Origin of the sequence: Streptomyces sp. NPDC014006 (genome assembly GCF_043088925.1) — a bacterium.
Lineage (GTDB): Bacteria > Actinomycetota > Actinomycetes > Streptomycetales > Streptomycetaceae > Streptomyces.
This window is the reverse complement of sequence record NZ_JBICAJ010000001.1, coordinates 1,145,238-1,163,078: the sequence shown is the minus strand read 5'-3', so window position 1 is coordinate 1,163,078 and position 17,841 is coordinate 1,145,238. Positions and strand designations below refer to the sequence as shown.

Here is a 17,841-nt window from a genome sequence, read left to right as displayed (position 1 = left end):
CCGTACCACCGACGTGTACCCGAAGGAGAGTGCGCGATGGCGACGAAGCCGCCGAAGGCCGACCCCGTTCAGGACGCGCCGCAGGTCGCGGAGCCGAAGCGCGCCGCGGCCGGGCTGCCGGCCATCGGGCACACGCTGCGCATGGCCCAGCAGCAGATGGGCGTGAAGCGCACCATGCTCACGCTGCTGAGCGTGAACCAGAAGGACGGCTTCGACTGCCCCGGCTGCGCCTGGCCGGAGCCGGAGCACCGGCACAAGGCGGAGTTCTGCGAGAACGGCGCGAAGGCGGTCGCCGAGGAGGCCACGCTGCGCCGGGTCACCCCGGAGTTCTTCGCCGCGCACCCGGTGTCCGACCTGGCGACCAGGAGTGGGTACTGGCTGGGCCAGCAGGGCCGCCTGACCCACCCCATGTATCTGCCCGAGGGCGCCGACCACTACGAGCCGGTCACCTGGGAGCGTGCCTTCGACATCGTCGCCGAGGAGATCGTCGCCCTCGACTCCCCCGACGAGGCCGTCTTCTACACCTCGGGCCGTACCAGCAACGAGGCAGCCTTTCTCTACCAGCTCTTCGCCCGCGAGCTCGGCACGAACAACCTGCCGGACTGCTCCAACATGTGCCACGAGTCCTCCGGCTCGGCCCTCGGTGAGACGATCGGCATCGGCAAGGGCAGCGTCCTGCTGGAGGACCTCCACCAGGCCGATCTGATCATCGTCGCCGGGCAGAACCCGGGCACGAACCACCCGCGCATGCTCTCCGCGCTGGAGAAGGCCAAGGCGAACGGCGCGAAGATCATCAGCGTCAACCCGCTGCCCGAGGCGGGCCTGGAGCGGTTCCACAACCCGCAGACCCCGAAGGGCCTCACCGCGGGCGCCGCGCTCACCGACCTGTTCCTGCAGATCCGCATCGGCGGCGACCAGGCCCTCTTCCGCCTCCTCAACAAGCTGATCCTCGACACCGAGGGCGCGGTGGACGAGGAGTTCGTCCGCGAACACACGCACGGATACGAGGAGTTCACGCGGGCCGCCCGCGCCGCCGACTGGGACGAGACGCTCACCGCGACCGGTCTGACGCGGGAGCAGATCGAGCGGGCCCTCGCCATGGTGCTCGCCTCGCAGCGCACCATCGTGTGCTGGGCGATGGGCCTCACCCAGCACAAGCACTCGGTGCCGACGATCAAGGAAGTCGTCAACTTCCTGCTGCTGCGCGGCAACATCGGCCGTCCCGGCGCGGGTGTCTGCCCGGTGCGCGGCCACTCCAACGTGCAGGGCGACCGCACCATGGGCATCTTCGAACGCCCGGCGCCCGCCTTCCTGGACGCGCTGGAGAAGGAGTTCGGCTTCGCTCCGCCGCGCAAGCATGGCTACGACGTCGTCCGGGCCATCCGTGCGCTGCGCGACGGCGAGGCGAAGGTGTTCTTCGCGATGGGCGGCAATTTCGTCTCCGCCTCCCCCGACACGGAGGTCACCGAGGCGGCCATGCGGCGCGCCCGCCTGAGCGTGCACGTGTCGACGAAGCTCAACCGCTCCCACGTGGTGACGGGCGCCCGGGCGCTGATCCTGCCGACGCTCGGCCGCACCGAACGGGATCTGCAGGAGAGCGGCGAGCAGTTCGTCACCGTCGAGGACTCCATGGGCATGGTGCACGCCTCCCGTGGCCGCCTGGAACCGGCGAGCCGGCGTCTGCTGTCCGAGCCGGCCATCGTGTGCCGTCTCGCCCGCCGGGTGCTCGGAGACCGGACCGTCGCCCCCTGGGAGGAGTTCGAGAAGGACTACGCGACGATCCGCGACCGCATCGCGCGCGTGGTCCCCGGCTTCGAGGACTTCAACGCGCGCGTGACCGGTTCCACCGGCGGCTTCGCGCTGCCGCACGCCCCGCGCGACGAGCGCCGCTTCCCGACGGCCACCGGCAAGGCCAACTTCACCGCGGCGCCGGTGGAGTTCCCGAAGCTGCCCGAGGGCCGGCTGCTGCTGCAGACACTGCGCTCGCACGACCAGTACAACACCACGATCTACGGCCTCGACGACCGCTACCGGGGCATCCGGGACGGCCGCCGGGTGGTGCTGGTCAACCCCGACGACGCCCGCTCCCTGAACGTCGCGGACGGCTCCTACGTCGACCTGGTCAGCGAGTGGCAGGACGGTGTGGAGCGGCGGGCGCCCGGCTTCCGGGTGGTGCACTACCCGACCGCGCGGGGCTGTGCGGCCGCCTACTACCCGGAGACGAACGTCCTCGTGCCGCTGGACGCCACCGCGGACACCAGCAACACCCCGGCCAGCAAGTCCGTTGTGGTCCGTCTGGAACAATCGGCCACCGACTGAGCGTTCGCTTAAGTCAGCAGGGCTCAGGCGTCCGCCTGAGCCGGCAAGGACGTGTCACGACGACGAACGGAGCCGGGCCCATGGGCGAGCAGCACCACGTGAAGTTCCCGCAGGAGGTCCTCGACGAGTACGGCGCACTCGGCATCGACCTGCCGGCCCTCTTCTCCGCGGGACACCTCGGGACGCGCATGGGCGTGCAGATCCTGGAGGCCTCCGCCGAGCGGGTCGTCGGCACCATGCCGGTGGAGGGCAACACCCAGCCCTACGGCCTGCTGCACGGCGGCGCGTCCGCGGTGCTCGCCGAGACGCTGGGCTCGGTCGGCTCCATGCTGCACGGCGGCAGCACCAAGATCGCCGTAGGTGTCGACCTCAACTGCACCCATCACCGCGGGGTCAGCTCCGGCCTGGTCACCGGCGTGGCGACGCCGCTGCACCGGGGCCGCTCGACGGCGACGTACGAGATCGTCATCTCGGACGAGCAGGGGCGGCGCGTGTGCAGCGCACGGCTCACCTGCCTGCTGCGCGACGCCAGGCCCGGCGACGAAGCCGCCGCCCGCCCCGCCGGCTGACCCGACCCGACCGGCCCCACCATCGGGCACCCGGCGAGCCGGCCCCAACCCACCGGCCCGCCGAGCCCCGCACCCCCCGCCACCTGCCGCCCGTCCACCCCGGACGGGCGGCTTCGGCTTGTGTGGGTGCATCACGGACAAAGAAGCCACTTCCCCCGCGCAAGATCACGATCACCCCCGCACGCCCCAATGCGGAAATCTGGCCAGGAACCAACGATTCCTTTTCCTGATCCGTAACCGTGCGTAATGCGCACGCAATAAATGATCACTCTTTCTTCTTGATCATCTTCGGCGACCCACCCCGGCCCGACCCCCACCAGTGGCCCATGGCAACGATTTCCAGTAATGACCGAAAACGCCGAGACGCCTGAACGCACCCTGGCGAGTCCTGCGCGTTCTCAGAATCCGGACGGGGCGAATCGGCCTGAATTCCGCTGTTCCCCCCACGCTGCACCGCTCTGCATTACGTCGTGTCATAACAAGAGCGTCACAGCATGGGACAGACTCTCCTCCACGTTCCCCACACACGCCTAGAGTCACCGCCAGTCACCGCGCCGTCGGAATGCCACTTCGGCCCAGCGCTCGACTCAGCCGTTTCCACGGGGATCCGGCTGTGCCAGGGAAAGGACTGACCGTGCGTCAACGTTCGCTCATCGCCATCACCGCCGCGCTGGCTGCGGGAGCACTGACCCTCACCGCCTGCGGCTCGCGTGACAAGGACGGTGGATCGGACTCCGGGAACGGCGGCGGCACCAAGGTCGTCATCGGCGTCGACGCGCCCCTCACGGGCGACCTGTCCGCGATCGGCCTCGGCATCAAGAACTCCGTCGACCTCGCCGTCAAGCAGGCCAACAAGAACAAGGCCGTCGACGGCATCACCTTCGAGACGCAGGCCCTGGACGACCAGGCCCAGCCCTCCTCCGGCCAGCAGAACGCCACCAAACTGGTCGCCAACAAGGACGTCCTCGGCGTCGTCGGCCCGCTGAACTCCTCCGTCGCCGAGTCCATGCAGAAGGTCTTCGACGACGCCAAGCTCGTCGAGATCTCCCCCGCCAACACCAACCCGGCCCTCACCCAGGGCACCAACTGGGCCACCAGCAAGACCCGCACGTACAAGTCGTACTTCCGCACCGCGACCACGGACGCCGTCCAGGGCCCGTTCGCCGCCCAGTACGTCTTCAACAAGGCCAAGAAGAAGAAGGTCTTCGTCATCGACGACAAGAAGACCTACGGCGCCGGCCTCGCGGGCACCTTCACCACCGAGTTCAAGAAGCTCGGCGGCACCGTCGCCGGCACCGAGCACATCAACCCCGACGCCAAGGACTTCTCCGCGGTCGCCACCAAGGTCAAGAACTCCGGCGCCGATGTCGTCTACTACGGCGGCGAGTACCCGCAGGCCGGCCCGCTCAGCAAGCAGATCAAGGCCGCCGGAGCCAAGATCCCGGTCGTCGGCGGCGACGCCCTGTACGACCCGACCTACGTCAAGCTCGCCGGCGCCGCCAGCAACGGCGACCTCGCCACCTCCGTCGGCGCCCCGCTCGAGGAACTCCCCTCCGCCAAGCAGTTCCTGGACAACTACAAGGCCGGCGGCTACAAGGACGCCTACGGCGCGTACGGCGGCTACGCCTACGACTCCGCCCAGGCCATCATCGAGGCCGTCAAGAAGGTCGTCGCCGACAACAACGGCAAGCTCCCCGACGACGCACGCGCCAAGATCACGGAGGCCATGCAGAACGTCTCCTTCGACGGAGTGACCGGCAAGGTCTCCTTCGATCAGTACGGTGACACCACCAACAAGCAGCTCACCGTCTACGCCGTCGAGAACGGGACCTGGAAGACCGTGGAGTCCGGCACCTACAACGGTGGCTGACCCACACTTCCCGCACCACCCATGAGCCGCGCGGGGCGCTGTTCCACTTGGCGCCCCGCGCGGACTCACATCCGGACATCCGGCACATCCGTCGAACATCCGAACGTCTCGGAGGACATGCGGTGAACGAACTGCCGCAGCAGCTGGTCAACGGCCTGCTACTGGGATCCATGTACGGGCTGGTCGCCATTGGCTACACGATGGTCTACGGCATCGTCCAGCTCATCAACTTCGCCCACGGCGAGATCTTCATGACCGGGGCCTTCGGTGCCCTCACGGTCTACGCCTACGTCCTGCCCGACGGGACGAGCATGTGGATAGCCCTCCCCCTCATGCTCATCGGCGGCATCATCGTCGCCGTCCTCGTCGCCGTCGCAGCGGAACGATTCGCCTACCGGCCCCTGCGCACCGCCCCCCGCCTGGCGCCCCTCATCACCGCCATCGGCCTCTCCCTCGCGCTGCAGCAAGCCGTCTGGGCCTGGTACCCCGAGGCCAAGTCCGCCCGCACCTTCCCCCAGATCGAGGGCGGCCCCTTCCACATCGGCAGCGTCACCATCCAGACCGGCGACATCTTCCTGCTGATCGCCGCCCCGCTGAGCATGGCCGTCCTCGCCTACTTCGTCATGAAGACCCGCACCGGCCGCGGCATGCAGGCCACCGCCCAGGACCCCGACACCGCGAAGCTCATGGGCATCAACACCGACCGCATCATCGTCATCGCGTTCGCCCTCGGAGCCGCCTTCGCCGCCGTCGCCGGAGTCGCCAACGGCCTCAAATACGGCCAGATCGACTTCAAGATGGGCTTCATCCTCGGCCTCAAGGCCTTCACCGCAGCCGTCCTCGGAGGCATCGGCAACATCTACGGCGCCATGATCGGCGGAGTCGTCCTCGGCGTCGCCGAGACCATCGCCGCCGCCTACATCTCCGACCTCCCCGGCATGGACAAGTTCGGCAGCCAGTCCTGGGCCGACGTCTGGGCCTTCGTACTCCTCATCCTTGTTCTGCTGCTCAGGCCCCAAGGCCTGCTCGGCGAGCGCGTCGCGGACAGGGCGTGACACCGATGACCACACAGACCACCGCACCCGAAACCCCCAGCACCCCCACCGGCGGCACCCCGGCCGGTCTCATCGGCATCCCGGCCACCCTCGGCCGCGCCCTCGCCACCGGCGGCGCCGTCCTCACCATCGTCGCCACCTTCCTCGCCTGGACCTGGACGAGGGAATTCCCCGGCGACCTCACCGTCTACGGCTACCCGGGCGGCCTGCAGGTCCTCGTCCTCATCGGCGGCATCCTCACCACCGTCCTCGCCGTCGCCTCCTACGACGTCAAGTACCTGCGCTGGCTCATCCCCGCCGGCGCCGACGCCGCCCTGAAGTTCGCGGCCCTCGCCACCTTCGCCACCGCCTGGTACACCGTCATCTCCATCAGCGTCGAACTCGGCGGCGTCGTCAACCTCGAACCCGGCGGCTACATCGTCGCCGTCACCAGCCTCGTCGCCTTCCTCGGCGCCCTCGCGCTGCCCTTCCAGCGGCCCGAACCCGACCCCATCGACCCCGACGACAACGGCTGGGAACACTTCAAGAACCGCGCCGCACACAGCCGCGCCACCCTCAAGGCCGCCTTCACCGCAGACACCGCGCGCCCCGCGCCCAAGCTCCCCGCCTACGCCGAGATCCTCGTCATCGTCGCCGTCCTCGCCGTAGCCCTCATCGTCTTCACCTACGGCATCGGCACCGAATACGACGAACTCTTCGTCGGCTTCCTCATCACCGCAGGCTTCGGCTTCGCCGCCCTCGCCAAGGCCGGCCTCGTCGCCCACGCCTCCGAAATCACCAGCCGGCACCAGAACATCACCATGGTCGGCGCCTTCGTCACCGCCGCCCTCTTCCCCTTCACCCAGACCGACGACCAGTACGCGACCCTCGGCGTCTACATCCTCATCTTCGCCACCGTCGCCCTCGGCCTGAACATCGTCGTCGGCCTCGCCGGACTCCTCGACCTCGGCTACGTCGCCTTCCTCGGCGTCGGCGCCTACGCAGCGGCCCTCGTCTCCGGCTCCCCCAGCTCCCCCCTGCACGTCCACTTCCCCTTCTGGGCCGCCGCCCTCGTCGGCGCCGCAGCCTCCCTCGTGTTCGGCGTCCTCATCGGCGCCCCCACCCTGCGACTGCGCGGCGACTACCTCGCCATCGTCACCCTCGGCTTCGGAGAGATCTTCCGCATCACCGTCAACAACCTCGACGGCACCTCCGGACCCGACATCACGAACGGCTCCAACGGCATCTCCTCCATCCCCAACCTGAACATCCTCGGCTGGGACCTCGGCGCCGAACACACCATCGCAGGCTTCACCATCGGCCGGTTCGCCAACTACTTCCTGCTGATGCTGCTCATCACCGCCGTCGTCGTCCTCGTCTTCCGGCGCAGCGGCGACTCCCGCATCGGCCGCGCCTGGGTCGCCATCCGCGAAGACGAAACCGCCGCCCTCGCCATGGGCATCAACGGCTTCCGCGTCAAACTCATCGCCTTCGCCGTCGGCGCCTCCCTCGCCGGACTCGCCGGCACCGTCCAGGCCCACGTCACCTACACCGTGACCCCCGAGCAGTACCAGTTCGCCGGACCCATCCCGCCCAACAGCGCCTTCCTCCTCGCCGCAGTCGTCCTCGGCGGCATGGGCACCATCGGCGGCCCCCTCATCGGCGCCTCCCTGCTCTACCTCATCCCCAACAAGCTGCAGTTCCTCGGCGACTACCAGCTCTTCGCCTTCGGCGTCGCACTCATCCTCCTGATGCGCTTCCGCCCCGAAGGCCTCGTCGCCAACCGGCGCCGGCAGCTCGAATTCCACGACGAGGCCGAAGCGCCCGCAGTCCTCGGCAAGACAGGGGCCTGACACAGATGACCACCCAGACCATCACCACCGGCGAAACCGTCCTCGACGCACGCGGCGTCACCATGCGCTTCGGCGGCCTGACCGCCGTACGCGGCGTCGACCTCACCGTCGGCAGCGGCGAGATCGTCGGACTCATCGGCCCCAACGGCGCCGGAAAAACCACCTTCTTCAACTGCCTCACCGGCCTGTACATCCCCACCGAAGGCGAAGTCCGCTACAAGGGCAACGTCCTGCCGCCCAAGTCCTTCAAGGTCACCGCTGCCGGCATCGCCCGCACCTTCCAGAACATCCGCCTGTTCGCCAACATGACGGTCCTGGAAAACGTCCTCGTCGGCCGCCACACCCGCACCAAGGAAGGCTTCTGGTCCGCCGTCCTGCGCGGCCCCGGCTTCCACAAAGCCGAAAAAGCCTCCCGCGAACGCGCCATGGAACTCCTCGAGTTCGTCGGCCTCGCGAACAAGGCCGACCACCTCGCCCGCAACCTCCCCTACGGCGAACAGCGCAAGCTCGAAATCGCCCGCGCACTCGCCAGCGAACCGGGCCTGCTGCTCCTCGACGAGCCGACGGCCGGCATGAACCCGCAGGAGACACGGACCACCGAGGAACTCGTCTTCGCCATCCGCGACCAGGGCATCGCCGTCCTCGTCATCGAGCACGACATGCGGTTCATCTTCAACCTCTGCGACCGAGTCGCCGTCCTCGTCCAGGGCGAAAAACTCATCGAAGGCGACAGCGCCACCGTCCAGGGCGACGAACGCGTCATCGCCGCCTACCTCGGCGAACCCTTCGAAGGCGACCCCGGCGCCGCAGAGGCCGCCGAGGTCGAAGCCGCCGAAGCACAGGCCCCCGCCGCGACCGCCGAGGCCACGACGGACGCCGCGCCCGGCAAGGAGAACGACCGATGACCACCCTCCTCGAAGTCGAAGACCTCCGCGTCGCCTACGGCAAGATCGAAGCCGTCAAAGGCATCTCGTTCAAGGTCGAAGCAGGCGAGGTCGTCACCCTCATCGGCACCAACGGCGCCGGCAAGACCACCACCCTGCGCACCCTCTCCGGCCTCCTCAAGCCCGTCGGCGGCCAGATCAAATTCAACGGCAAATCCCTCAAGAAGGTCCCCGCCCACCAGATCGTCTCCCTCGGGCTCGCCCACTCCCCCGAAGGGCGGCACATCTTCCCGCGCATGACCATCGAGGACAACCTCCGCCTCGGTGCCTTCCTGCGCAGCGACCGGCCCGGCATCGAAAAAGACATCCAGCGCGCCTACGACCTCTTCCCCATCCTCGGCGAACGCCGCAAGCAAGCCGCCGGCACCCTCTCCGGCGGCGAACAGCAAATGCTCGCCATGGGCCGCGCCCTGATGTCCCAGCCCAAGCTGCTCATGCTGGACGAGCCCTCCATGGGCCTCTCCCCCATCATGATGCAGAAGATCATGGCCACCATCGCCGAACTCAAGACCCAGGGCACGACGATCCTCCTCGTCGAGCAGAACGCCCAGGCGGCGCTCTCCCTCGCCGACCAGGGCCACGTCATGGAAATCGGCAAGATCGTCCTGTCCGGCACCGGACGCCACCTCCTGCACGACGAATCCGTGCGCAAGGCCTACCTCGGCGAAGACTGAGATCCACGCACGACAGAGGCCCGCGCCCCCTCTCCAGGGGACGCGGGCCTCACGTGCTTCCGGGCTCAGCCCTTCGCGGCCTTCTTCTCCTCGGCGTCCTGAATAACCGCCTCCGCGACCTGCTGCATCGACATACGACGGTCCATCGACGTCTTCTGGATCCAACGGAACGCCGCCGGCTCCGTCAGCCCGTACTCCGTCTGAAGAATCGACTTCGCCCGGTCCACCAGCTTCCGCGTCTCCAGACGCTGGGTGAGATCGGCGATCTCCTTCTCCAGCGTCTTCAGCTCCGTGAACCGCGACACGGCCATCTCGATCGCCGGAACGACATCACTCTTGGAGAACGGCTTCACCAGGTACGCCATCGCCCCGGCATCCCTGGCCCGCTCGACCAGGTCACGCTGCGAGAACGCGGTGAGCATCAGCACCGGCGCGATGCCCTCCTCGGCGATCTTCTCCGCCGCCGAGATGCCGTCGAGCTTCGGCATCTTCACGTCCAGGATCACCAGGTCCGGCTGGTGCTCGCGGGCCAGCTCGATCGCCTGTTCGCCGTCACCGGCCTCACCGACGACGGAGTAGCCCTCCTCCTCCAGCATCTCTTTGAGGTCGAGCCGGATCAGTGCCTCGTCCTCGGCGATGACGACACGGGTCGTCAGCGGAGGCACGTGCGACTTGTCGTCGTCGGTCACGTCAGCGGGCTGGGGCGACTCGGCGGTCACGGGGGCGCTCCTTGTTCCGGGGCAGGCTGGTACTGCTCCCAAGAGCCTACCTAGCTGCGGTAGGGTAGGGGGCACGGAGTCGAGGTCAACCTTCGATTCCATGGGCCCCGGTAGTCCAATTGGCAGCAGACGATGGTCTCAAACACCATACAGTGTGGGTTCGAGTCCCACCCGGGGCACTTTCTCTTCAATTCCAAGGTCTCAGAGTGTGAGCGGAGGATCACGTTCGCGTGATCCTCCGCTTTTTTGCTGCTCGCAGTAGCCACCGGTTCCGCACAGTGTGCATATGCACGACGTCGGCACGCGCAAGCACTCGCACTGGTGGCGCTGGGACGCAGCCTGAACTCCGTCAGCAAGGAAACCGGCATTTCCCGTGCCTCGATCCGCTCGCGGGCAGAAGCGGGTGGAGCCGCTTCCCCGGATGCAGAGCACGCCTTGCCCGGCGGCGGAGATCCCTGAGGGGCAGGCGGCGGCCTACAGCTACCTGCTCGGCCTCTACCTCGGCGATGGCTGCATCAGCCCCGGCCCGAAGGCCGGCCCCGCAGGATCGCCCTCGAGCCCTGGCAGCAGGTCATCGTCGACGCGCACCCCTGGGACGTCATTCGCGGCTCGCGGGGCCGACCCATTCGACATCTCCATCGCCCGCAAAGCCTCCGTAGCCCTCCTGGACGCCCACGTAGGCCCCAAGCACTGACCTCTCTACTTCGGGGTGTCGTCCTCCCCGATGTGGTGCACCCGGACCATGTTCGTCGAGCCCGAGACCCCGGGCGGGGAGCCGGCCGTGATGACGACCACGTCGCCCTTCGCGCAGCGGCCGTACTTCAGCAGCAGCTCGTCCACCTGGTCGACCATCGCGTCCGTGGAGTCGACGTGGGGGCCGAGGAAGGTTTCCACGCCCCAGCTCATGCTGAGCTGGGAGCGGGTCGCCGGGTCGGGGGTGAAGGCGAGGACGGGGATCGGGGAGCGGTAGCGGGAGAGGCGGCGGGCCGTGTCGCCGGACTGGGTGAAGGCGACGAGGAACTTCGCGCCCAGGAAGTCGCCCATTTCGGCTGCCGCGCGGGCGACGGCGCCGCCCTGGGTGCGGGGCTTGTTCTGTTCCGTCAGCGGCGGGAGGCCCGTGGCCAGCATGGTCTCTTCCGCCGCGGCGACGATCTTGGCCATGGTCTTGACCGTGTCGATGGCGTGCTTGCCGACGCTGGTCTCGCCGGAGAGCATCACGGCGTCGGTGCCGTCGAGGACGGCGTTGGCGACGTCGCTGGCTTCCGCGCGCGTGGGACGCGAGTTCTCGATCATGGAGTCGAGCATCTGGGTGGCGACGATCACCGGTTTGGCGTTGCGCTTGGCGAGTTTGATCGCGCGCTTCTGGACGATGGGGACCTGTTCGAGCGGCATTTCGACGCCGAGGTCGCCGCGGGCGACCATGATGCCGTCGAAGGCGGCGACGATGTCGTCGATGCTCTCCACCGCGTGGGGTTTTTCGACCTTGGCGATGACCGGGAGGCGGCGGCCTTCTTCGTCCATGATGCGGTGGACGTCGAGGATGTCCTTGCCGGAGCGGACGAAGGACAGGGCGATGACGTCGAAGCCGGTGCGCAGGGCCCAGCGCAGGTCGTCTTCGTCTTTTTTGGAGAGGGCGGGCACGGAGACGGCGACGCCGGGCAGGTTGAGACCCTTGTGGTCGGAGATCATGCCGCCTTCGACGACGCGGGTGCGGACGCGGGGGCCGTCGATGTCGGTGACTTCGAGGCAGACCTTGCCGTCGTCGACGAGGATGCGTTCGCCCGGGGTGACGTCGTCCGCGAGGCCGTGGTAAGTGGTGCCGCACTGGTCGTGGTTGCCTTCGGCGCCGTCTTCGACGGTGATGGTGAAGGTGTCGCCGCGTTCAAGGAGTACGGGTCCTTCGGTGAAGCGGCCGAGGCGGATCTTCGGGCCCTGAAGGTCGGCGAGGATGCCGACGCTGCGGCCGGTTTCGTCGGCCGCTTTGCGCACGCGGTGGTAGCGCTCCTCGTGCTCGGCGTGGCCGCCGTGGCTGAGGTTGAAGCGTGCGACGTCCATTCCGGCGTCGACCAGGGCTTTGATCTGGTCGTATGTGTCGGTGGCGGGGCCCAGGGTGCAGACGATTTTTGCTCGGCGCATGAGTCGAGCCTATGACTTACCGGTGGGTAGATAATTGGCCGGGCGTGACTACTCAACAACCTTTGAGTGAAGCGCTATTGACAAGTGTTGAATTGTGCGCAGGTGTGCTCCGATGAGCGGGCGGAGGTCATTCTTTCGGGTGGTCCGGTCGTTTTTTCGAATGCCGGAATTACAGGCTGCTACAAGCGGGGCGGGATCATCGTGAAGCGTGCGGTGATCTCGGCGTGGACGTGCTGGCGCTGGGGTTCCAGGTCGAGGGGTGTGGGTTCGGCTTCCTCGGCGGGGCCGGCGAAGGCCATGGAGCGCATACGGCCGGGGGTGCGGGGCTGGGGGGTGTCTGCGGTGCCGGTGTCGGCGAGTTCGATGAGGGCGGCGAGGGTGGTGCCGAGGGCTTCGGCGTATTCGCGGGCGCGTTGGACGGCGGCGTGGACGGCCTGGGTGCGTGCGGCGCGGTGGACGGGTGAGTCGGGGCGCAGGGACCACCAGGGGCCGTCGACGCGGGTGAGTTCCAGGTCGGCGAGGCGGGTGGTGAGTTCGCCGAGAGTGGTGAAGTCGGTGACTTCGGCGGTGAGGTGGACGGCGCCGTGGTGGGTGCGGATGTGTTCGCCGCGGCCTTTGCGGGTGAGTTCGGGGGTGACGGTGAGGGCGCCGGTTTCGATGTGGTGGACGGCGTCGCCGTAGGACCTGATGAGGTCGAGGGCGGCGGTGTTGCGGCGGGTGAGGTCGTCGAGGGTGGTGCGGCGGTCGCGGCCGCGGGCGGTGACGGTGATGCCGATGCGGGCGAGTTCGGGGTCGGTTTCGAGGTGGGCTTCGCCGCGTACGGAGATGCGGGGTGCGTCGGGGGTGCCGTAGGGGAGGGCGGTGGGTTCCTGAGTGGGCGTCATACCGTCACTGTGGCAGTGGTGGTCACCAGATCGAAACCTCCGGGGCCTGTTGCGGTCCGCCGTGTCCGGGTCAGAATCTACGCGCGTTATCTACGCGCGTCGTCTTCTGCGCGTGGTGCGTGTCGTTGTCCCGTTCCGCGAGGACGTTCTGCGAGGAGAGGCAGCCCCATGGCGTTGAACCGCCGGAAGTTTCTGGAGAAGTCGGCCGCGACCGGGGCGGGGGTGGCGGTGGCGGGCGCGGTGGCGGCTCCAGCCGCACAGGCCGTACCCGCGGGGCGTCCTGGTGAGAAGCGGTACTCGCTGACCGTCATGGGGACGACGGACCTGCACGGTCACGTCTTCAACTGGGATTACTTCAAGGATGCGGAGTACGCCGACAAGGCGGGCAACGCGCAGGGTCTGTCGCGTATCTCGACGCTGGTGAACCAGATCCGTGCGGAGCGGGGCCGGGAGAACACGCTGCTGCTGGACGCGGGTGACACCATTCAGGGCACGCCGCTGGCGTACTACTACGCGAAGGTGGATCCGATCACCGCGCAGGGCGGTCCGGTGCATCCGATGGCGCGGGCGATGAACGCGATCGGGTATGACGCGGCGGCGCTGGGCAATCACGAGTTCAACTACGGCATCGAGACGTTGCGCCGGTTCGAGGAGCAGCTGGACTTTCCGCTGCTGGGTGCGAACGCGGTGGACGCGAAGACGCTGCGGCCGGCGTTCGCGCCGTATGTCATGAAGACGTTCCGTGTGAAGGGTGCACGTCCGGTCAAGGTGGCGGTGCTGGGGCTGACCAACCCGGGTATCGCGATCTGGGACAAGGCGTATGTGCAGGGGAAGTTGGCGTTCCCGGGCCTGGAGGAGCAGGCGGCGAAGTGGGTGCCCAGGCTGAAGTCGATGGGCGCGGACGTGGTGATCGTGTCGGCGCACTCGGGTACGTCGGGGACGTCGTCGTACGGTGACCAGGTGCCGTATGTGGAGAACGCGGCGGCGAACGTGGCGAGGCAGGTGCCGGGGATCGACGCGATCCTGGTGGGGCACGCGCATCTGGAGATCCCGGAGCTGAGGGTCGTCAACGAGCAGTCGGGGAAGACGGTCGTGCTGTCGGAGCCGTTGTGTTATGCGGAGCGGCTGACGGTGTTCGATGTGGAGCTGGTGTTCCGTCGGGGCTGCTGGGAGGTGGAGTCGGTCGCGGCGTCGCTGCGTGACTCGAAGACCGTGGCGGACGATCCGCGGATCACTCAGCTGCTGTCGGAGCAGCACGCGAAGGTGGTGGCGTACGTCAATCAGGTGGTCGGCAGGGCGACTCAGACGCTGACGACGGTGGAGGCACGGTACAAGGACGCGCCGATCATCGACCTGATCACGAAGGTGCAGGAGGACGTGGTCAAGGCGGCGCTGGCGGGCACGCAGTACGCGTCGCTGCCGGTGGTGGCGCAGGCGTCGCCGTTCTCGCGGACGTCGGAGATCCCGGCGGGGAATGTGACGATCCGGGATCTGTCGAGTCTGTACGTCTATGACAACACGCTGGTGGCGAAGCTGATGACGGGTGCGCAGCTGCGGGCGTATCTGGAGTATTCGGCGGAGTACTACGTGCAGACGGCGCCGGGTGTGGCGGTGGATGTGGAGAAGCTGACGAACGCGGGTGGTCGTCCGGACTACAACTACGACTATGTGTCGGGGTTGGTGTACGACATCGACATCGCGCAGCCGGCCGGGTCGCGGATCAGGAATCTCACCTTCGGTGGCGCCCCGTTGGATGATGCGCAGCAGTTCGTGCTGGCGGTGAACAACTATCGGGCGAACGGCGGTGGTGCTTTCCCGTTCGTGGCGTCGGCGAAGGAGCTGTGGTCGGAGTCGACGGAGATCCGGACGCGGATCGCGGAGTGGGTGACGGCGAAGGGTGTGCTGGATCCGAAGGACTTCGCGTCGGTGGACTGGAAGCTGACGCGTGAGGGTGTGCCGGTGTTCTGACGTTCGGTGAGATGACGGGTGGGGCGGGTCGGCCGGGTGCCGGCCCGCCTTTGTGTTCGTGGGGCGGGTCAGCGGGGTTCGACGAGCGGGGTGAGGGTTTCGTGGGGGCGGCGGGCGGCGGGCACCTGGGTGGTCTGCTGGAGGCCGAAGGTGGTGAAGGCGGTGCGGGTGGGGAGGGGATAGGTCTCCTTGCCGGTGAGGGAGTTGAGGATGGTGGCGCTGCGCCAGGCGGCGAGGCCGAGGTCGGGGGCGCCGACGCCGTGGGTGTGGCGTTCGGCGTTCTGGACGTGGAGGGAGCCGGTGACCGTGGGGTCGAGGACGAGACGGTAGTGCTCGTCGACGCGGGGGCGGTCGCTGCTGTCGCGGCGCAGGTAGGGGTCGAGGCCGGCGAGGAGCTGGTCGAGGGGGCGTTCGCGGTAGCCGGTGGCGAGGATGACGGCGTCGGTGGTGAGGCGGCTGCGGGTGCCTTGCTGGACGTGTTCGAGGTGGAGTTCGACTTTGGTGGTGGCGAGGCGGCCGGCGGTGCGGACGCGGACGCCGGGGGTGAGGACGGTGTCGGGCCAGGTGCCGTGCAGGGTGCGGCGGTAGAGCTCGTCGTGGACGGCGGCGAGGGTGCCGGCGCTGATGCCTTTGTGGAGCTGCCATTGGGCGGTGACGAGCTGGTCGCGGACGGGTTCGGCGAGGGCGTGGAAGTAGCGGGTGTAGTCGGGGGTGAAGTGTTCGAGGCCGAGTTTGGAGTACTCCATGGGGGCGAAGGCTTCGGTGCGGCCGATCCAGGTGAGGCGTTCGCGGCCGGCGGGGCGGTGGCGGAGGAGGTCGAGGAAGATTTCGGCGCCTGACTGGCCGGAGCCGACGACGGTGATGTGTTCGGCGGCGAGGAGGGTGTCGCGGTTGTCGAGGTAGTCGGCGGCGTGCAGGACGGGTACGCCGGGGGCGTCGGCGAGGGGTTTGAGCGGGTCGGGGACGTAGGGCTCGGTGCCGATGCCGAGGACGATGTTGCGGGTGTGGGTGCGGCCGAGGGCTTCGGCTTGGCCGTCGGCGTCGAGTTGGGTGTAGTCGACTTCGAAGACGTCGCGTTCGGGGTTCCAGCGCACGGCGTCGACCTGGTGGCTGAAGTGCAGTGCGGGGAGGTTGGCTGCGACCCAGCGGCAGTAGGCGTCGTATTCGGTGCGCTGGATGTGGAAGTGCTCGGCGAAGTAGAAGGGGAAGAGCCGGTCGTGGGCTTTGAGGTGGTTGAGGAAGGTCCAGCGGCTGGTGGGGTCGACGAGGGTGACGAGGTCGGCGAGGAAGGGGACTTGGATGGTGGCGCCGTCGAGGAGGAGTCCGGGGTGCCAGCTGAAGGCGGGGCGTTGTTCGTAGAAGGCGGTGTCGAGTTCGGTCAGCGGCTGGGCGAGGGCGGCGAGGGAGAGGTTGCTGGGGCCGATGCCGATGCCGACGAGGTCGCGGGGGGTGCCGGGGGTGGTGGGGGGCGGGGTCATCGGGGGGTGGTTCCTTCCACGTGGGCGTCCTGGACGAGGGTGAGGAGTGTGGTCAGGTCGCCGGTGCTGGTGCGGGGGTTGAGGAGGGTGGCTTTGAGCCAGAGCCGGCCGTCGGGGCGGGCGCGGCCGAGGACGGCTTGGCCTCGGTGGAGCAGGGTGCGGCGCAGGGCGGCGACGGTGGTGTCGTCGGCGCCGGTGGGGCGGAACAGGACGGTGCTGAGGGTGGGTGTGTCGTAGAGGTCGAGGGCGGGGTGGTCCTTGACGAGGGTGGCGAGTTCCTGGGCGAGGTCGAGGACGGTGTCGACGAGGGCGCCCAGGCCGTGGCGGCCGAGGGTGGTGAGAGTGGCGGCCATCTTCAGTACGTCGGGGCGGCGGGTGGTGTGCAGGGAGCGGCCGAGGAGGTCGGGCAGGCCTGCGTCGGTGTCGTCGTCGGCGTTGAGGTAGTCGGCGCGCTGGTTGAGGGCGGTGAGGTCGGCGGGGTCGCGGACGGCGAGGATGCCGGCGGGGACCGGTTGCCAGCCGAGTTTGTGCAGGTCGAGGGTGACGGTGTGGGCGGCGTCGAGGCCGGTGAGGCGGTCGCGGTGGCGGTCGCTGAAGAGGAGTGCGCCTCCGTAGGCGGCGTCGATGTGGAGGCGGGCGCCGTGGGTGGTGCAGCGGGCGGCGATGTCGGTGAGGGGATCGATGAGGCCGGCGTCGGTGGTGCCCGCGGTGGCGGCGACGAGGTGGGGGCCGGGGACCTGGGTGAGGGCGTCGTCGAGGGCGGCGGGGTCGAGGGTGCCGCCCGGTGCGGGGACGATCACGGGGTCGGGCAGGCCGAGCAGCCAGGCTGCGCGGGTGAGGGAGTGGTGGGCGTTGGCGCCGGTGAGCAGGCGCAGGCCGGGGCCGTGCTGCTCGCGGGCGAGGAGGAGGGCGAGGTGGTTGGACTCGGTGCCGCCGCTGGTGATGAGGGCGTCGGCGGTGCCGGCCTGCCGGGCGAGAGCCTGGGTGACGAGGGTTTCCAGGGCGGTGGCGGTGGGGGCCTGGTCCCAGGAGTCGAGGGAGGGGTTGAGGGCGGAGGCGGCGAGGTCGGCGGCGGTGGCGACGGCGAGGGGCGGGCAGTGCAGGTGGGCGGCGCACAGGGGGTGGGCGGGGTCGGCGGCGCCTGCGGCGAGTGCGGTGATGAGGGTGTGCAGGGCGGCCGGGTCGCCGTGGTCGGGCAGGATGTCGCCGATGGCGTCGCGCAGGCGGGCGGTGACCTGCTGGGGGCCGCCGGCGGGGAGTGGGCCGCCGCGGGCGCGGGTGCCTTCGGCGAGGGCGTCGAGGACGGTGTCGAGCAGGGGGCGCAGCGCCTCGGGACCGTCGGGTCCCGAGGCGAGGGGCGGCGTGCTCATGTCGGTCCTCCGGGCGGCCGCGG

13 protein-coding genes, 1 tRNA gene and 1 pseudogene are annotated in these 17,841 nt (G+C 68.8%); 10 read left to right on the top strand and 5 right to left on the bottom strand.

Going from position 1 to position 17,841, the window contains the following annotated elements; genetic code table 11:
* Positions 1-36 precede the first annotated feature (36 nt).
* The 7 genes from ACF1GV_RS05310 (at position 37) to ACF1GV_RS05280 (ending at position 9,263) form a co-directional block, all read left to right on the top strand.
* Positions 37-2,319: an FdhF/YdeP family oxidoreductase gene (locus ACF1GV_RS05310; protein ID WP_391678022.1), complete on the top strand. Its 2,283-nt coding sequence runs from the start codon at positions 37-39 to the stop codon at positions 2,317-2,319.
* 80 nt (positions 2,320-2,399) lie between these two features.
* Positions 2,400-2,888 (top strand): hotdog fold thioesterase, encoded by a 489-nt coding sequence (locus ACF1GV_RS05305; RefSeq protein ID WP_391678020.1) that lies wholly within the window; start codon positions 2,400-2,402, stop codon positions 2,886-2,888.
* 634 nt (positions 2,889-3,522) lie between these two features.
* Complete coding sequence (locus ACF1GV_RS05300) at positions 3,523-4,758, top strand: branched-chain amino acid ABC transporter substrate-binding protein (protein WP_391678017.1); 1,236 nt, start codon at positions 3,523-3,525, stop codon at positions 4,756-4,758.
* 122 nt (positions 4,759-4,880) lie between these two features.
* Positions 4,881-5,813 carry a branched-chain amino acid ABC transporter permease gene (locus tag ACF1GV_RS05295; protein WP_363267071.1) on the top strand — a complete coding sequence of 311 codons (933 nt, stop codon included), beginning with the start codon at positions 4,881-4,883 and terminating at the stop codon, positions 5,811-5,813.
* Positions 5,814-5,818: 5 nt separating this feature from the next.
* Positions 5,819-7,645: a branched-chain amino acid ABC transporter permease gene (locus ACF1GV_RS05290; RefSeq protein WP_391678015.1), complete on the top strand. Its 1,827-nt coding sequence runs from the start codon at positions 5,819-5,821 to the stop codon at positions 7,643-7,645.
* 5 nt (positions 7,646-7,650) lie between these two features.
* The gene (locus ACF1GV_RS05285; protein WP_363267074.1) at positions 7,651-8,550 is read left to right on the top strand and encodes an ABC transporter ATP-binding protein; all 900 of its coding nucleotides are present in this window, start codon (positions 7,651-7,653) and stop codon (positions 8,548-8,550) included.
* Positions 8,547-9,263, top strand: a complete 717-nt coding sequence (locus ACF1GV_RS05280; RefSeq protein ID WP_391678012.1) for an ABC transporter ATP-binding protein — start codon at positions 8,547-8,549, stop codon at positions 9,261-9,263. The genes ACF1GV_RS05285 and ACF1GV_RS05280 overlap by 4 nt, the downstream gene beginning before the upstream one ends.
* 65 nt (positions 9,264-9,328) lie before the next feature.
* Here the strand turns inward: ACF1GV_RS05280 and ACF1GV_RS05275 are convergent, their stop codons facing one another.
* A complete protein-coding gene (locus ACF1GV_RS05275; protein WP_391678010.1) occupies positions 9,329-9,982 on the bottom strand; it encodes an ANTAR domain-containing response regulator in 654 nt (217 codons plus the stop codon).
* 104 nt (positions 9,983-10,086) lie between these two features.
* Here ACF1GV_RS05275 and ACF1GV_RS05270 point away from each other — a divergent pair.
* Together ACF1GV_RS05270 and ACF1GV_RS05265 are read left to right on the top strand one after the other, a co-directional pair.
* Positions 10,087-10,161 (top strand) — tRNA-Leu (locus ACF1GV_RS05270).
* Between the two features lie 70 nt (positions 10,162-10,231).
* Positions 10,232-10,676, top strand: a pseudogene (locus tag ACF1GV_RS05265) (hypothetical protein).
* Between the two features lie 5 nt (positions 10,677-10,681).
* Here ACF1GV_RS05265 and pyk read toward each other — a convergent pair.
* Positions 10,682-12,118, bottom strand: coding sequence for a pyruvate kinase (pyk, locus tag ACF1GV_RS05260; RefSeq protein WP_391678008.1), 1,437 nt, complete (start codon positions 12,116-12,118; stop codon positions 10,682-10,684).
* 179 nt (positions 12,119-12,297) lie between these two features.
* On the bottom strand, positions 12,298-13,002 hold the full coding sequence (locus ACF1GV_RS05255; RefSeq protein ID WP_391678007.1) for an SIMPL domain-containing protein: 705 nt from the start codon (positions 13,000-13,002) through the stop codon (positions 12,298-12,300).
* 168 nt (positions 13,003-13,170) lie between these two features.
* Between ACF1GV_RS05255 and ACF1GV_RS05250 the strand changes: the two genes are divergently transcribed.
* Positions 13,171-14,970 (top strand): bifunctional metallophosphatase/5'-nucleotidase, encoded by a 1,800-nt coding sequence (locus ACF1GV_RS05250; protein ID WP_391678498.1) that lies wholly within the window; start codon positions 13,171-13,173, stop codon positions 14,968-14,970.
* Positions 14,971-15,038: 68 nt separating this feature from the next.
* Here the strand turns inward: ACF1GV_RS05250 and ACF1GV_RS05245 are convergent, their stop codons facing one another.
* Complete coding sequence (locus ACF1GV_RS05245) at positions 15,039-16,448, bottom strand: lysine N(6)-hydroxylase/L-ornithine N(5)-oxygenase family protein (RefSeq protein ID WP_391678004.1); 1,410 nt, start codon at positions 16,446-16,448, stop codon at positions 15,039-15,041.
* On the bottom strand, positions 16,445-17,818 hold the full coding sequence (locus tag ACF1GV_RS05240; protein WP_391678002.1) for a pyridoxal phosphate-dependent decarboxylase family protein: 1,374 nt from the start codon (positions 17,816-17,818) through the stop codon (positions 16,445-16,447). The genes ACF1GV_RS05245 and ACF1GV_RS05240 overlap by 4 nt, the downstream gene beginning before the upstream one ends.
* Positions 17,819-17,841: the final 23 nt, after the last annotated feature.

What these genes read in the sequence shown, in the direction of transcription:
- ACF1GV_RS05240 (WP_391678002.1), bottom strand. Translation starts at nt 17,818, where the DNA reads ATGAGCACGCCGCCCCTCGCCTCGGGACCCGACGGTCCCGAGGCGCTG.
- ACF1GV_RS05290 (WP_391678015.1), top strand. Translation starts at nt 5,819, where the DNA reads ATGACCACACAGACCACCGCACCCGAAACCCCCAGCACCCCCACCGGC.
- ACF1GV_RS05250 (WP_391678498.1), top strand. Translation starts at nt 13,171, where the DNA reads ATGGCGTTGAACCGCCGGAAGTTTCTGGAGAAGTCGGCCGCGACCGGG.
- pyk (WP_391678008.1), bottom strand. Translation starts at nt 12,118, where the DNA reads ATGCGCCGAGCAAAAATCGTCTGCACCCTGGGCCCCGCCACCGACACA.
- ACF1GV_RS05255 (WP_391678007.1), bottom strand. Translation starts at nt 13,002, where the DNA reads ATGACGCCCACTCAGGAACCCACCGCCCTCCCCTACGGCACCCCCGAC.
- ACF1GV_RS05245 (WP_391678004.1), bottom strand. Translation starts at nt 16,448, where the DNA reads ATGACCCCGCCCCCCACCACCCCCGGCACCCCCCGCGACCTCGTCGGC.
- ACF1GV_RS05310 (WP_391678022.1), top strand. Translation starts at nt 37, where the DNA reads ATGGCGACGAAGCCGCCGAAGGCCGACCCCGTTCAGGACGCGCCGCAG.
- ACF1GV_RS05305 (WP_391678020.1), top strand. Translation starts at nt 2,400, where the DNA reads ATGGGCGAGCAGCACCACGTGAAGTTCCCGCAGGAGGTCCTCGACGAG.
- ACF1GV_RS05280 (WP_391678012.1), top strand. Translation starts at nt 8,547, where the DNA reads ATGACCACCCTCCTCGAAGTCGAAGACCTCCGCGTCGCCTACGGCAAG.
- ACF1GV_RS05285 (WP_363267074.1), top strand. Translation starts at nt 7,651, where the DNA reads ATGACCACCCAGACCATCACCACCGGCGAAACCGTCCTCGACGCACGC.